The sequence below is a fragment of the Niameybacter massiliensis genome (assembly GCF_001282685.1).
Lineage (GTDB): Bacteria > Bacillota > Clostridia > Lachnospirales > Cellulosilyticaceae > Holtiella > Holtiella tumoricola.
Genome location: NZ_LN875035.1, coordinates 978,634 through 993,109, shown reverse-complemented (window position 1 = coordinate 993,109; position 14,476 = coordinate 978,634). Strand labels below are relative to the sequence as shown.

Annotated in this window: 12 protein-coding genes; 10 read left to right on the top strand and 2 right to left on the bottom strand. The window is 34.3% G+C overall.

The features are described 5' to 3' along the window. Positions 1–11: 11 nt before the first annotated feature. The 6 genes from BN2390_RS10375 to fsa all read left to right on the top strand — a co-directional run bounded on the left by BN2390_RS10375 (position 12) and on the right by fsa (position 7,158). A complete protein-coding gene (locus BN2390_RS10375) occupies positions 12–1,019 on the top strand; it encodes an alpha/beta fold hydrolase (RefSeq protein WP_198524901.1) in 1,008 nt (335 codons plus the stop codon). Between the two features lie 777 nt (positions 1,020–1,796). Further along, positions 1,797–2,810 carry a LacI family DNA-binding transcriptional regulator gene (locus BN2390_RS10370; protein WP_053984286.1) on the top strand — a complete coding sequence of 338 codons (1,014 nt, stop codon included), beginning with the start codon at positions 1,797–1,799 and terminating at the stop codon, positions 2,808–2,810. Between the two features lie 85 nt (positions 2,811–2,895). After that, positions 2,896–3,516 carry a DUF4867 family protein gene (locus tag BN2390_RS10365; RefSeq protein ID WP_053984285.1) on the top strand — a complete coding sequence of 207 codons (621 nt, stop codon included), beginning with the start codon at positions 2,896–2,898 and terminating at the stop codon, positions 3,514–3,516. Positions 3,517–3,530: 14 nt separating this feature from the next. Then, positions 3,531–5,009, top strand: a complete 1,479-nt coding sequence (locus BN2390_RS10360) for an L-fucose/L-arabinose isomerase family protein (protein WP_053984284.1) — start codon at positions 3,531–3,533, stop codon at positions 5,007–5,009. Positions 5,010–5,023: 14 nt separating this feature from the next. Next, positions 5,024–6,493 carry a xylulokinase gene (gene xylB / locus BN2390_RS10355; protein WP_053984283.1) on the top strand — a complete coding sequence of 490 codons (1,470 nt, stop codon included), beginning with the start codon at positions 5,024–5,026 and terminating at the stop codon, positions 6,491–6,493. A gap of 11 nt (positions 6,494–6,504) precedes the next feature. Further along, positions 6,505–7,158, top strand: a complete 654-nt coding sequence (gene fsa, locus BN2390_RS10350) for a fructose-6-phosphate aldolase (protein ID WP_053984282.1) — start codon at positions 6,505–6,507, stop codon at positions 7,156–7,158. A gap of 34 nt (positions 7,159–7,192) precedes the next feature. Here the strand turns inward: fsa and BN2390_RS10345 are convergent, their stop codons facing one another. Continuing rightward, a complete protein-coding gene (locus BN2390_RS10345; RefSeq protein WP_154668818.1) occupies positions 7,193–8,047 on the bottom strand; it encodes a YitT family protein in 855 nt (284 codons plus the stop codon). A 241-nt stretch (positions 8,048–8,288) separates the two neighbouring features. On the opposite strand from BN2390_RS10345, the gene BN2390_RS10340 reads away from it, so the two are divergent. The 3 genes from BN2390_RS10340 to BN2390_RS10330 all read left to right on the top strand — a co-directional run bounded on the left by BN2390_RS10340 (position 8,289) and on the right by BN2390_RS10330 (position 11,186). Next, on the top strand, positions 8,289–9,584 hold the full coding sequence (locus BN2390_RS10340; protein ID WP_053984280.1) for a hexokinase family protein: 1,296 nt from the start codon (positions 8,289–8,291) through the stop codon (positions 9,582–9,584). A 32-nt stretch (positions 9,585–9,616) separates the two neighbouring features. Continuing rightward, entirely contained in the window at positions 9,617–10,522 is a 906-nt protein-coding gene (locus BN2390_RS10335; protein ID WP_053984279.1) for a type I phosphomannose isomerase catalytic subunit, read from the top strand. 88 nt (positions 10,523–10,610) lie between these two features. Continuing rightward, positions 10,611–11,186 carry a phosphate propanoyltransferase gene (locus BN2390_RS10330; RefSeq protein ID WP_082238729.1) on the top strand — a complete coding sequence of 192 codons (576 nt, stop codon included), beginning with the start codon at positions 10,611–10,613 and terminating at the stop codon, positions 11,184–11,186. A 143-nt stretch (positions 11,187–11,329) separates the two neighbouring features. Here BN2390_RS10330 and ilvA read toward each other — a convergent pair whose 3' ends face one another. Continuing rightward, complete coding sequence (ilvA, locus tag BN2390_RS10325) at positions 11,330–12,529, bottom strand: threonine ammonia-lyase (RefSeq protein ID WP_053984277.1); 1,200 nt, start codon at positions 12,527–12,529, stop codon at positions 11,330–11,332. Positions 12,530–13,031: 502 nt separating this feature from the next. Between ilvA and BN2390_RS10320 the strand changes: the two genes are divergently transcribed. Further along, entirely contained in the window at positions 13,032–14,474 is a 1,443-nt protein-coding gene (locus tag BN2390_RS10320) for an efflux RND transporter periplasmic adaptor subunit (protein WP_053984276.1), read from the top strand. Positions 14,475–14,476 lie beyond the last annotated feature (2 nt).

The following is a 14,476-nucleotide window of genomic DNA, read 5'->3' as shown; positions in this document are numbered from 1 at the left end:
GGGTGAGAAAGATGTTATTAAAATCAAGCAGACGAAAGCAATATGCAATAAAATCACCCAATGGTATCGAACAGATGGAAAAGAGGAAAATCGGGGGAATTTGGCAGTATCTTTATATTAGAGGAGAAAATAAAAAGAACCCAGTTATCCTTTTTTTACATGGTGGACCAGGAAGTTCGATGATGCCCTTTATACCTGATTTTCAATTTGGTTGGGAGAAGGACTTTACAGTTGTGCAGTGGGATCAAAGAAATACTGGTAAGACACTTAAAGCCAATAATCCTGAAGAAGTAGCAAATACAGCTACAATAACACAGATGTTAGCTGATACATTAGAAGTAGTCAGATACTTAACTCAGAAACTAGGAAAAGAAAAGGTTATTATTTTAGGTCACTCTTGGGGAAGTGTACTTGGTACCCTATTTGTAAAGAAATATCCTCAATATGTAAGTGGATATATTGGCGTAGGGCAGGTTGTAAGTTTTAGAAAAAATGAACAAGTGGGATTTAATAAAGTGATGGCATGTGCTAAAGCACAAGGTGCAACAAAGCATATTGAAAAATTAAAGTCGTTAGAACCTTATCCAGCACTTCAATATACGCAAGAAGAACTAAAAAGGCTAATGCAAGTACGTCAGATCCAACAAAAATATAATCTAGCTATGGGGCCGGATTTAAAGTTAGTGAGTACAGTATTTTTAAGTCCTTATATGAGCATTAAAGAAGGAATGAGTTTTACAAGTGATATAGGGAAGAACTACAGAAAGTTGTGGCCATTCTTATATGATGAATATGACTTAGAAAGATATAGTACAGAATATAAAGTGCCTGTTATTTATATAATGGGAGAAGAAGACTGGCAAACACCTTATTCATTAGCGAAGGCATATTTTGAAAAGATTGAAGCACCTTACAAAAAATTTAAAAGTATTCCGGCAGCTGGGCATGCAACAATGATAGACCAGCCAGAATTATTTACAAAAGCGATTTTAGAGTTAAAGGAAGCTATCTCACTATAAAGAGATAGCTTTTAGTCTGTTGAAGAATGATATAACAAATTTAAGATGTAATATAAATACAACAAGCCCACCTAAGTAATCTCTCCCTCTTAAAAATGAGATCTACTTAAGTGAGTTTGTTGTTTTGTGGCAAAGTAGCTTGTGAAGTTTGCAGCAAAGAATATTCACAGATAGGTATAGGAAGTTATAACAATCAGATTATACTATGAACGGATCTTGTCCCTATAGCATTGACATGTGTCTTAGAAAATAGGAATAGGGTAATAGACATATTGGCTAAGAATAATGGTAGTGCCTATAGTACAGAAGAAGTGTCAAGGTTTGTCCCATCAGTTATAGATGCCTATATATTGAGCTGAACATAATAATATGCTACAAAACTTAAGATAAGCAGTACTATCCCTAATCTATAGGCTTGCCACAGACTACTATAGATTAAGTTTTACTAGGGAAAAAGCTTAACAATAGGTAAGAGGGAGGAATCCTAAAGCTTATCCATTTCCTTAGCAGTAAAAGGAAAACTACAAGTAGGTGGCCGCCAAAGTACTTGAGATTTAACCTTTACATCCTATATATACAAATCAGAAGGGAAAATCCGTCGTAAAAAGTGAAGAAGGATTAAAGATTGTTAAAAGTATACAAGAGCAAAGGCTGATATTTGTAGTTATTTTAAATACTTAAATAATAAATCGGAAAAAGATTGAAAGTATAAATAAAATATGATATGTTAAAAATAGGTATTGTGCACGTGCACAAAATAGAAGGAGAAATGAGTAAATGGCAGTAACAGTAAAACAGATAGCAGAGATGGCAGGGGTGTCTAGAGGAACGGTAGACCGTGTCATTAATAATCGCGGCGGTGTAAAAAAGGAGGTGGAAGACAGAATACGAAAAATCGTAGAGCAACTGGATTATAAACCTAACTTAGTAGCAAAAGGCTTAGCTAAAAAGAGTACGAATAAGAAGATTGGTGTGATTTTAAATGCTCATGATAACCCTTTTTACAAAGATGTGATTTTAGGTGTAGAAGCGAAAGATAAAGAAATTGTAGACTTTGGATTTGAGACTTTACTAAGAACAACTCATTGTTACGATATTGAAGAACAGTTAAAAAGGATAGATGAACTTGTTGCAGAAGATATAGCAGGACTTATTTTATCACCGATAAATAGTGAGCGTATTGCTAACAGGTTGAATGAACTGAATATACCGATTGTCACAGTCAATACGGATATACCAGATGTTACAAAATTATGCTATGTAGGTAGTGATTACTTACAAGCTGGATATGTAGCTGCTAATATCTTCGGTATTACAGGGAGAAGGCATAAAATAGGTATTATAACAGGTAATAAATTAATACTAGGGCATAACATGAGGATTGAAGGTTTTAAGCAAGCTATACAACAAGAACAGTATCCTATTGAAATCATAGGTGTCTATGAAAATGATGACACAGATATTAAGTCTTACCTTGCAACAAAACAAATGTTAGAAGAACATCCAGAACTTACAGGAATATTTTTTGCAGCTGGTGGTATAGAAGGTGGACTAAAAGCAGTAGAAGACTTAGGGCTATTAAAGAAAGTGATGCTTATAACAGTGGATACGATTGAAAGTGTTAAAAAGAATCTTTTAGAAGGAAATATTGCAGCAACTATATGTCAAGAACCTTATGTACAAGGATATGAGGCTACAAAAATCATGTTTGATTTTTTGATGACAGGGCAGTCGCCAGATACTATAGCATACTTAACAAAAACCCAGATCAAATTTAAATATAATATTTAACAGCTTAAATATTATATTTAAGTTTGAGAAACTTATTTTTTTATATTAAACTGTGCACGTGCACAAAGTAGAGAGGATGAGATCCATGAAAGTAAAGCAAGTGAGTGAACCAAGTTTTAAAAAGTATGGAAGAATCATTACAAGCGTACAAGAAGTTTCGTCATTACTAGAAGTGATGAATGAAGTAGATGTGCCAGATGGTGTTATCTATGAACCTTCTGTGAATGCATTAGAAGCGTTACCTATTGCACAAGAAATTCAAAGTAAATTATTTGGTGAGTTACCAATCCAAATAGGTTACTGCAATGGGCACAATCATTTGCTTAATGCTCTAGAGTATCATAGAAATTCTGAAATCAATGTTGCTGTAACGGATATGGTTTTACTACTTGGAAGTCAGCAAGATATCAGTGAAGATTATACCTATGATACAAGTCTTGTGGAAGCTTTCTATGTTCCAGCGGGTACAGTTGTAGAAATGTATGGAACAACATTACATTATGCACCTTGTAGTGTGGATGAATTAGGCTTTAAATGCATTGTTATATTACCTAAACATACTAACTTAGCACTTGATGATTGTGAAAGAGAAGTAGGGGAAGACCGTTTGTTAGCTGCAAAAAACAAATGGCTCATCGCTCATAAAGATGCAGGAATCAAAGGGGCTTTTGTTGGATTATTAGGCAAAAATATAGAGGTTAAATAAGAGGAGGAATAAAAATGAGTAATATGCCAGTTTTAAAATTAGGAATTGTAGCAGTAAGTAGAGATTGTTTCCCAATGAGTTTATCAGTAACAAGAAGAGAGGCAGTAGTAAAAGCATATACAGAAAAATACAGTGAGATTTTTGAATGCCCAACTTGTATTGAAAATGAAGTACATATGTTACAAGCATTAAAAGAAGTTCAAGATGCAGGATGTAATGCGTTAGTTGTATATTTAGGTAACTTTGGGCCAGAAACACCAGAAACATTACTTGCTCAAAAATTCGATGGTCCAGTAATGTTTGTAGCAGCAGCAGAAGAGACAGGTAGCAACTTGGTTCAAGGTAGAGGGGATGCATACTGTGGTATGCTTAATGCAAGTTACAATTTAAAATTACGTAACATTAAAGCTTATATCCCTGAGTATCCAGTAGGTACAGCCACTCAGTGTGCAGATATGATTCATGAGTTTGCACCTATGGCACGTGCAATCATTGGTTTACAAGGATTAAAAATCATTAGCTTTGGTCCAAGACCACAAGATTTCTTAGCATGTAATGCACCAATTAAGCAACTTTACAATTTAGGTGTAGAAATCGAAGAGAACTCAGAGCTTGATTTATTTGAAGCCTTCAACAAACATAAAGATGACCCTCGTATTCCAGAAGTCGTAAAAAGTATGGAAGAAGAGCTAGGTAAAGGGAACATGAAACCAGAAATCCTTCCTAAACTTGCTCAATATGAAATTACTTTATTAGACTGGGTTGAAGCACATAAAGGATCAAGAGAGTATGTAGCTATTGCAGGTAAATGTTGGCCAGCATTCCAAACACAATTTGGCTTCGTACCATGCTATGTAAATAGCCGTTTAACAGCAATGGGTATTCCTGTATCTTGTGAAGTTGATATTTACGGGGCACTTAGTGAATTTATTGGAACTGTTGTAAGTGAAGACACTGTAACTTTACTAGATATTAATAACACAGTACCACAAGACTTATATGAAGAAGATATTAAAGGCAAGCATGAGTATACATTAAGAGATACATTTATGGGCTTCCACTGTGGGAATACAGCAGCAAGTAAACTTTCATTCTGTTCAATGAAATATCAAATGATTATGGCAAGATCTCTTCCAGAAGAAGTAACACAAGGAACTTTAGAAGGGGATATCGTACCAGGAGATATTACATTCTTTAGATTACAAAGTACTGCAGATGCGAAACTTAGAGCTTATATTGCACAAGGTGAAGTGCTTCCAGTTGCAACACGTTCATTTGGAGCAATTGGTATCTTTGCAATTCCAGAAATGGCAAGATTCTACCGTCATGTACTTATTGAAGGGAACTACCCACATCATGGTGCAGTAGCATTCGGTCACTTTGGCAAAACACTTTATGAAGTATTCAAATACATTGGTGTTGAAACAGAAGAAATTGGCTTTAATCAGCCAAAAGGTATGCGTTATAAAACAGAAAATCCATTCATGGGATAATAAGGAGGTAGCGTATGCTCTATATCGGTATTGATTTAGGAACGTCAGCAGTAAAATTACTGCTGACAGATGAAAAAGGAACCATTAAAAATGTAGTCTCTAAAGAATATCCTATTTACTTTCCAAACTCAGGGTGGTCAGAACAAAAGCCAGAAGAGTGGTGGGAACAAGTTGTAGTAGGGATCAAAGAACTTATTACGAATGTAGACAAAGATGAGATAGACGGCATCAGCTTTGGTGGGCAGATGCATGGACTTGTAATCTTAGATGAATCGGATGAAGTAATCCGTCCAGCACTTTTATGGAATGATGGGCGTACTTGGGAAGAATGTAACTACTTAAATGAAGTAATTGGTCAAGAAAACTTATCTAAGTATACAGCAAATATTGCATTTACAGGGTTTACTGCTCCAAAGATTTTATGGGTGAAAAATAAAGAACCTGAGAATTTTAATCGTATTAACAAAATTATGCTTCCTAAAGATTACATTGCGTACAAACTTACAGGTGTACATTGTACGGATGTTTCAGATGCATCAGGTATGTTACTACTAGATGTAGAAAATAAATGTTGGTCTAAAGAAATGATAGAGATTTGTGGTATTAAAGAAGATCAACTTGCAACACTTTTTGAAAGTTATGAAGTAGTAGGTACTTTAAAAGAAGAGATTGCAACAGAGCTTGGCTTAAATAGTCATGTTAAAGTGATAGCTGGAGCTGGTGATAATGCAGCAGCAGCTGTTGGAACAGGGACTGTAGGAAATGGTATGTGTAACATTTCACTTGGCACATCAGGTACTATTTTTATATCAAGTGGCCAGTTTGGTGTAGATCCACATAACGCACTTCATGCTTTTGCTCATGCAGATGGTCACTATCACTTAATGGGGTGTATGCTTAGTGCAGCTTCATGTAATAAATGGTGGATGGATGATATTGTAAAAGATAAAGATTATATAGGTGAGCAACAAAAAATAAATAAGTTGGGTGAGAATAAAGTATTCTTCCTTCCTTATCTTATGGGAGAACGTTCACCACATAATGATCCAGATGCTAGAGGTACATTTATTGGTATGACTATGGATACGACACGTGAGGAAATGACACAAGCCGTATTAGAAGGCGTTGCCTTTGCACTTCGTGATTCTTTTGAAGTAGCAAAAAGTTTAGGGATTCAAATTGAACGTACAAAAATCTGTGGTGGTGGTGCAAAAAGCTCATTATGGAGACAGATTATAGCCAATGTTCTTAATGTAAAAGTGGATCAGATTGAAAGCGAAGAAGGCCCAGCATTAGGTGGTGCTATGCTTGCAATGGTAGGTTGTGGTGTATACAAAAATGTAGAAGAAGCAGCTGAGCAGATTGTAAAAATTATTAATACAGTAGAACCTGATGAAGCATTAGTCGCAAAATATGATGCACAGTATAAGAAGTTTGCAAAGATTTATCCTACTGTAAAAACATTATTTAAAGAAATTGTATAGGGGATGAGCGCATGAAATTCTTTATTGATACAGCTAAAGTAGAAGATATCAAAAAAGCTGAAAGCTTAGGTGTTATTTGTGGTGTAACAACAAATCCTTCTCTTATTGCAAAAGAGGGAAGAGATTTCTTTGAAGTCATTAAAGAAATTACAACAATAGTTGATGGACCTATTAGTGGAGAAGTAAAAGCAACAAGTGAAACTGCAGAAGAGATGATCAATGAAGGGCGTGAAATTGCTAAGATTCACCCTAATATGGTGGTGAAAATTCCAATGACTTTAGAAGGGTTAAAAGCAACAAAAGTCCTTTCTAAAGAAGGAATTAAGACAAATGTTACATTGATCTTTTCAGCTAATCAAGCACTACTTGCTGCACGTGCAGGTGCAACATATGTGAGCCCATTCTTAGGTCGTTTAGACGATATTTCAGAATCAGGGATTGATCTAATTCGTAATATCGTAACCATTTTTGATAATTATAAATTAGAGACAGAGATTATTGCAGCGAGTGTGCGTAACCCAATACATGTCACACAATGCGCACTTGCAGGGGCACATATTGCTACAGTACCTTATGGTGTTATTGAGCAAATGACCAAGCATCCTTTAACTACCGAAGGCATTATCAAATTCCAAAAGGATTATAAAGAAGTATTTGGAGAATAATAAAAGAGGAAGTGATGATCACTTCCTCTTTTATTTATGTATTTTGTTCTAGTGGTAGGAAACCACGTCCATTACCTATTACTTGAGCTACATCAGATACAGTAACAAAAGCATGTGGGTCATGGCTTGAAACGATATTTTTAACTTTAGCAACTTCACGTAAGTTAACGTTTGCATAAAGAATATATTTGTTTTGATGGGTATAACCACCAATGGCTGGTACAATAGTTACACCACGATGCATTTTATCCATAATATCTTGTGCAATTTCTTGACCGACATCTGGTGAGGTAATAATAGAGACTGTACGCCTACGATTAAGGCCATCTACAACATAATTTGTTGTTTGGCTGCTGATAAACATACTTGCTGCAGTTAAAATGGCAATATCTAGGCCAAATGTGAAAATGGCAGTAAGCATAATCAACATATTAATAGCAAGAATCACATTTCCCATACTAATAGAGAAAAATTTATTAACAATTTTAGCGATAATATCTGTTCCACCTACAGAAGCTTCATTGCGGAAAATAATACCCATACCTACGCCATTTAGAAGACCAGCAACTAGAATGATAGTAAGTGGGCTATTGGTAGGAATAACAATCCCGGAGGTTACTTCTAACCATAAGGAAAGGCTTATCATACCAAGTAAACTAAAATAAATAAATTGCTTTTTTAAAAAGATAAAAGCCAGTATAAAGAGCGGAATATTAAATATAACATTCATGATACTTAAATTCCAGCCAAAAAGAAAATGCAGGAAGAGAGAAATTCCGCTAATCCCTCCACTTAACATGTGATTAGGAACAAGTATGCCATTGATTGCAATAGACATAAGTAGTGTTCCAAATAAAATAGATAGTACACTTTTAATCTTACTATTCATCACCTAAGTCTCCATAAATCGGTTCTATAATATGTAGTAGTTGACAAAATATTATCAACGTGTCAATTATACATTTTTGCACTTTAAAAAGCAATAAAAGAGAGACATAAATATCAGATAAAATATGGTATATAAAAAAATACTATAAATTATATTAATTTACACTTAACGATAAGCTTAGGACATGATATGATAAAATAGATAATATAATCGTAGATTTAATGAGAGAAAGGAAACGAATATGTCAAAGACAATTATTACACAATTTTTAAGTCAACACGGCATGTACTATGGCGATCTTAATTTTGAAACAGAATGCCAAAAGTTTATTGCTGAAATGGAAAAAGGTTTATCTCAAGAAGGTAGTAGCCTTGATATGATTCCAACATACCTTTCTGTAAAGAATAACATTGATACAAATGTACCAGCTGTTGTTATTGATGCAGGAGGAACAAACTTTAGAGTAGGGCTAGTAAGCTTTGATGATAATATGAAACCAAGCATTAGCGACTTTTCAAAAACAAGAATGCCTGGCATTGAACGTGAACTTAGTAAACAAGAATTCTTTGGCACGTTAGTTGATTATACAAAAGACGTAGCAGCAAAATCTACAGAAATCGGATTCTGCTTCTCTTATCCAACTCAAATTAATAAAGATAAAGATGGTCTTCTTTTAAGATGGTCTAAAGAAGTTAAAGCACCAGAAGTAGTAGGTGAAATGATTGGTGCAAACTTAGTAGAAGGTCTTAAAGAAGTTGATGGTAAAGATCGTAATGTAGCAATTTTAAATGATACAGTAGCAACTTTACTTGGTGGTAAAGGGATTACAAGTGAACGTAACTTTGATGGTTATATTGGATTTATCTTTGGGACAGGCACAAATCTTTGCTATATCGAAGATTCAAGTAAAATTACTAAAATTACAGATGCTCAAGATGATACAATGATTATTAATACAGAGTCAGGCGCATACAACAAGTTACCACGTGGTGCAATGGACAAAGTGTTAGATGAATCTTCTAACAATCCTGGAGATTATCAATTAGAAAAAATGATCAGTGGTAGATACTTAGGACCATTAGTACAAGAAGTTTTAAAAGGTGCAGCTAAAGAAGGCATTTTCTCTACAGGTTGCAACGAAAAAGTTATGGCTTTAGAAAACTTAGAGCTTATCGATGTAAGCTTATTTGTAGCACATCCTCATAACAGTGAAAATGTACTTGTACAATGTATTGAAGAAGCAACAGATTGTACACTTATGTATGAACTTATTGATGCAATGATTGAACGTGCAGCTAAAATCTCTGCAATTAAACTTTCAGCATGTATCTTAAAAACAGGTGCAGGTCGTGACCAAGCAAGACCAGTTGCTATTGTAGGTGAAGGTACAACATTCTACAAACTTAAAGACTATAGACAAAAATTAGATTTCTATATGAGATCTCATTTAACTAAAGAACATGGTCATTACTATGAATTCATTCAAGGGGAAGACCTTAACTTAATCGGTACAGCGATTGCTGCACTTGCACACTAAACTTTATTAAAAGACATAAAAGGAGACATACAATGAAACCATTAGTATTTAATCCTGTATACGTAGAACGTATTTGGGGCGGACGTGATTTAGAAAACTACAGAAATGATATGCCAGAAGGCGTAATTGGCGAAAGCTGGGATGTATCTGCACATACAGCAGGTATGAGTGTTGTAAAACAAGGTGAATATGCTGGTAAAACTTTATTAGAGCTTGTAGAAACATTAGGTGCTGAATTAGTAGGTACAAAATGTGCAGGTAAAGAGTTTCCTCTTCTTGTAAAGCTTATCAATTCATGTGATAGCCTTTCAGTTCAAGTTCACCCAGGTGATGAATATGCAAGACGTGTAGAAAATCAATTTGGTAAAACAGAATGTTGGTATGTAATGGATGCTAAAGAAGGTGCTGAGCTTGTTATTGGTACAACAACAACTGATAAAGATGCATTCAAGGCAGCAGCATTAGAAGGGACACTTGATAGATTCCTTAACTCTATCCCAGTTAAAAAGGGTGATTTCTTCTACATTCCAAGTGGATTAATCCATGCTATTGGACCTGGTGTAATCATTGCAGAAATCCAACAAAGTAGTGATATTACATACCGTGTATATGACTACAACCGTGGACGTGAAATGCACTTAGATAAAGCGATGGAAGTAACTGATTTTACACTTCTTCCAGAAGGTGCGATCAACGAAACATTACTTTGCGAAGGTGAGTTTTTCACAGTAGAAAAACATGTTGTAGAAGATAGCTTAAAAGACACAAGTAATGAAGAAAAATTCTTCATTTACACATGTGTAGAAGGTGAAGGTACTTTAGTAGCAGATGATTTTGAAGCAGAAATCAAACTTGGCGATAGTTTTTTAATTCCAGCTACAACAGGTACTTATGAAATCAAAGGAAACTTAACTGTTCTTAAAAGCTTTGTAGCTTAATTTTTATAGCTTGATTAACAAAATAATAGATAAAATAGAAAGGTCCTATATATTTATATAGGGCCTTAAAGACATCAGGAGGAAAGCAATGAAAAAAATTGAGATTCCAGTAGGCATTTCTGCTAGACATATTCATCTTTGTAAAGAAGACTTAGAGGTTTTATTTGGAGAAGGGGCTGAGCTTCATCCAATTAAAACTTTAATGGGTGGACAATATGCAGCAGATGAACGTGTAACAGTTGTAGGATCAAATGGACGTCAGCTAGAAAATGTACGTATTCTAGGACCACTTAGAAGTGAAACACAAATAGAAGTATCAAAAACAGATGCAATGTTCTTAAAAGTGCAAGCACCTCTTAGAGATTCAGGTGATATTGCTGCGACACCAGGGGTAACACTTATCGGTCCCAAAGGGCAAGTAACATTAGATAAAGGTTGTATTGTGGCAAAACGTCATGTACATATGTCAAATGAAGAAGCTAAAGCGTTTGGACTTTGTGATAAACAACTTATTTCACTTGACTTTGATGGTGAAAGAAAAGGAACTTTACATGACGTATTAGTACGCGTACATGAAAGTTTTACATTAGAATTACACATTGATACTGATGAAGCGAATGCTCTTGATGTAAAACCAAATCAAGTTGTTGCTTATCAAGCGTAAGTAATATAGTAAGTAAATGAAAAGGAACTGATGCATGGATAAATGTATCAGTTCCTTTTTTTGTTATTGGTCGTTCAATATTGCATGAAGACCTTAGGGAAATTATAAATAAAAAATGCCCTATTAAAGGGCATTGAAAATGCTTAATAAAGTTGTGTAATGAAATAGCCACATTCTTCAAATGTATTTTTGATGAGGTGAATATGTTCTGGGCCATTTGTTTCAACTGTAACTTCAAGAAGTACATTTTTAAAACGATTACGTGCTTTAAATTGGTTGTGATCAAGATTAACTACATTAGCATTAATGCTACTTAGAATCTTAGAGACCTCAAGAAGCTCGCCTGGTGTATTAGGAAGCTCGATGGTGAAGCAGAAAAGACGTCCACGAGATACGAGTCCACTTCTAATGAGTGCAGAAAGTGTTAACATATCAATGTTACCGCCACTAATGATTGCAGCTACTTTTTTGCCTTTAAAGTTAAGTTTCTTAAGTGCGGCAAGAGAAGCAGCACCAGAAGTTTCAGCAAGAAGTTTATGTTTTTCTGTTAAGATGAGTAAGCTATCTACAATTGTACTATCTTTAACAGTAATAATATCATCTACATAGTCTCTTATGTAAGAGAAGGTAAGTGAACCTGGTGTTTTTACGGCAATACCTTCAGCAATTGTATCCACTTTATCAAGAGAAGTAAGTGTGCCAGATTTGAAGCTACGGTACATAGCATTGGCGCCTTCAGCTTGAACCCCAATTACTTTAATATTTGGATTAATAGATTTTGCATAAAGAGCAACTCCACTAATAAGGCCACCACCACCGATTGGGCAAAGAATAACATCTAGGTTTGGAATTTCTTCTAAGATTTCAAGACCTACTGTACCTTGGCCATAGATTACATCAGGGTCATTGAAAGGGTGAAGGAACGTTGCACCATTTTCTTTTTCAATACGAGAAGCTTCCTGGAAAGCATCATCATAACAACTACCATGAAGTACTACATTACCACCAAAATCTTTAGTAGACTGAACTTTTAGATAAGGTGTTGTTTCTGGCATAACGATTGTTGAGTTTACATGGCTTAAAGTAGCTGCATAAGCTACACCTTGAGCATGGTTACCAGCAGATGAACATACAACGCCTTTTTCTTTTTCTTCTTCAGAAAGGCTTCTAATTTTATTCAGAGCACCACGAATTTTATAAGCACCAGTTACTTGGAGATTTTCACATTTTAAATAGACTTCATTGCCGCTTAAATTAGAGAAGACAGGACTATGTAAAAGAGGAGTTTTGATAACAACATCTTTTATATTTTCGCGTGCATCTTGAACTAATTTTGCATACATAAGGAACACCTCGTTTCGAATAAAAGTTATGGCTTATATTATAAGGCAAACTGTTAAAATATACAATTAAAATAATTTACTTCCAACTTCTATGCTTTACAAACGTATGTACATATTGATTAGAATTTTAGAGTTTAATTATTAAAAAAACTTAAGAATTATATTGTGTGTAAATTAATATTTAAATGTTAGTATAATAATTGGAATATTAATAGATAATTTATAAAAAAGATGCTTATAGGCTTAAAAATAGATCGGTAATAAATTTAGAGATCATAAGGAGGGTATAATGAAAAGAAGGGAAAGGTTTTTTAATTAGAGGTAGGGTTGTATGAATAAAATATATGAATAATAATTCATACTATTTTAATATGAATATGATAAATTTTTCATAGTTGAAATATTATACATATCAATAAAAAAGTGTTTGACAATTCTTATATTAAAAACTATATTATGATATTATACGCAATATAATATTGTAGGAGACAGGGAGGCAATTATGAAAAGTAAGAAGAAGTTAACTGCTATTATAGTAGTTGTAGTTATTGGGGTCTTTTTAGTAGCAGGTATGCTAAAGGGGGGGAATCAAGCTGTAGCTTTGGCTGGTGATCCTAAAGGGACATTTGTTAATGTAGACCGTGCAATGACACGTGATATTCAAACTAAAATTTCATCTACAGGAACTGTAAAAGCAGAAAAAAGTGAGGTTGTATTTGCTGAAGCGAGTACAAAAGTAGAAACAATAAAAGTAGAAGTAGGAGACTATGTAAAGCAAGGCGATGTGCTCTTAACTTATGATATAGAAACAAAAGAAAACTTGCAAAGAGATTTAGAAAAGTTAGAACTTCAAATGGAGACAGCTCGTATTGCTCTTGGTCAACTTCAAGGTGGAAGTAAGCAAGCTATTATGCAAAGTCAAACAGAACTTGCAACGATAGACAAAAATCTTACAGATTTAGAAGAAAGTATTCGTCAACTAGAAACTTCTCTTACACTTGCAAAGAAAGATGTAGAACAAGCGGAAAAAAATCATAATGTAACAAAAACTTTATTTGATGAAGGTTTAGCTGCACAAAAAGAGTTAGATGATGCGGAAAAAGTTTTATTAAATGCTAAAGAACAAGTAACATCTATTGAAAGTAAAATAGCATCTTCAGAAAAAAATATTGAAACAGCTAATATGCAAAAAGCTAATGCACAATATAACTTAGATTTACTTGAAAATAAAGTACATGATGAAACAAAAGCACAAAATATTTTAATGAAACAAAATGAAATTGCTTCTTTAGAGCTTCAAAAAGAAAGCTTATTAGATCAAATCTCAAAAGTGAAAGAACAAGTTGTAGCACCAATGGAAGGTGTTGTCTCAAAAGTAACAGCACAAGAAGGTGGCTTTGTAGCACCAGGAGCAGAACTTGTAACAATTATTAATCCAGATAAACTTATTGTAAAAGCTGAGATTTCTCCATATTATGCAGCACAATTAGAAACGGGTCTTCAAGTGAATGTGAAGTATAATGGTTCTACAACAGTAGAAACGCAAGGAACTGTTTCTATGGTATCTCCAGTAGCTGTTCAAAAGGCTGTTCAAGATAAAAGTGCAGTAAGTACAGCTATTCCTATTGAAGTTACTTTAGAGAATGCTAATGGGCTAAAAGAAGGTCTTACAGTGGACTTAAAGATTATTACATCAGATGTAAAAGGTGTTGTAGCAGTACCATTACTTGCAACAATGACAGATAAAGAAGATGAAAACTATTTATTTGTAGTAGGTACTGATAATATGCTATCAAAGCGTATTGTTAAACAAGGGGCAGCAGATAATCAATATGTACAAGTAAGTGATGTAAATGCAGGTGATCTTATTGTAACTAACCCTACAGAAGCACTTACAGATGGAATGAGTGTAAGTTATTTACCTCTTGAAGAAGTAGGTGAGTAAGT

Excerpts from the sequence above, each read along its gene's own strand:
- fsa (WP_053984282.1), top strand. The coding sequence starts at position 6,505 with ATGAAATTCTTTATTGATACAGCTAAAGTAGAAGATATCAAAAAAGCT.
- BN2390_RS10370 (WP_053984286.1), top strand. The coding sequence starts at position 1,797 with ATGGCAGTAACAGTAAAACAGATAGCAGAGATGGCAGGGGTGTCTAGA.
- BN2390_RS10330 (WP_082238729.1), top strand. The coding sequence starts at position 10,611 with ATGAAAAAAATTGAGATTCCAGTAGGCATTTCTGCTAGACATATTCAT.
- BN2390_RS10340 (WP_053984280.1), top strand. The coding sequence starts at position 8,289 with ATGTCAAAGACAATTATTACACAATTTTTAAGTCAACACGGCATGTAC.
- BN2390_RS10365 (WP_053984285.1), top strand. The coding sequence starts at position 2,896 with ATGAAAGTAAAGCAAGTGAGTGAACCAAGTTTTAAAAAGTATGGAAGA.
- BN2390_RS10320 (WP_053984276.1), top strand. The coding sequence starts at position 13,032 with ATGAAAAGTAAGAAGAAGTTAACTGCTATTATAGTAGTTGTAGTTATT.
- BN2390_RS10345 (WP_154668818.1), bottom strand. The coding sequence starts at position 8,047 with ATGAATAGTAAGATTAAAAGTGTACTATCTATTTTATTTGGAACACTA.
- BN2390_RS10360 (WP_053984284.1), top strand. The coding sequence starts at position 3,531 with ATGAGTAATATGCCAGTTTTAAAATTAGGAATTGTAGCAGTAAGTAGA.
- BN2390_RS10335 (WP_053984279.1), top strand. The coding sequence starts at position 9,617 with ATGAAACCATTAGTATTTAATCCTGTATACGTAGAACGTATTTGGGGC.
- BN2390_RS10375 (WP_198524901.1), top strand. The coding sequence starts at position 12 with ATGTTATTAAAATCAAGCAGACGAAAGCAATATGCAATAAAATCACCC.
- ilvA (WP_053984277.1), bottom strand. The coding sequence starts at position 12,529 with ATGTATGCAAAATTAGTTCAAGATGCACGCGAAAATATAAAAGATGTT.
- xylB (WP_053984283.1), top strand. The coding sequence starts at position 5,024 with ATGCTCTATATCGGTATTGATTTAGGAACGTCAGCAGTAAAATTACTG.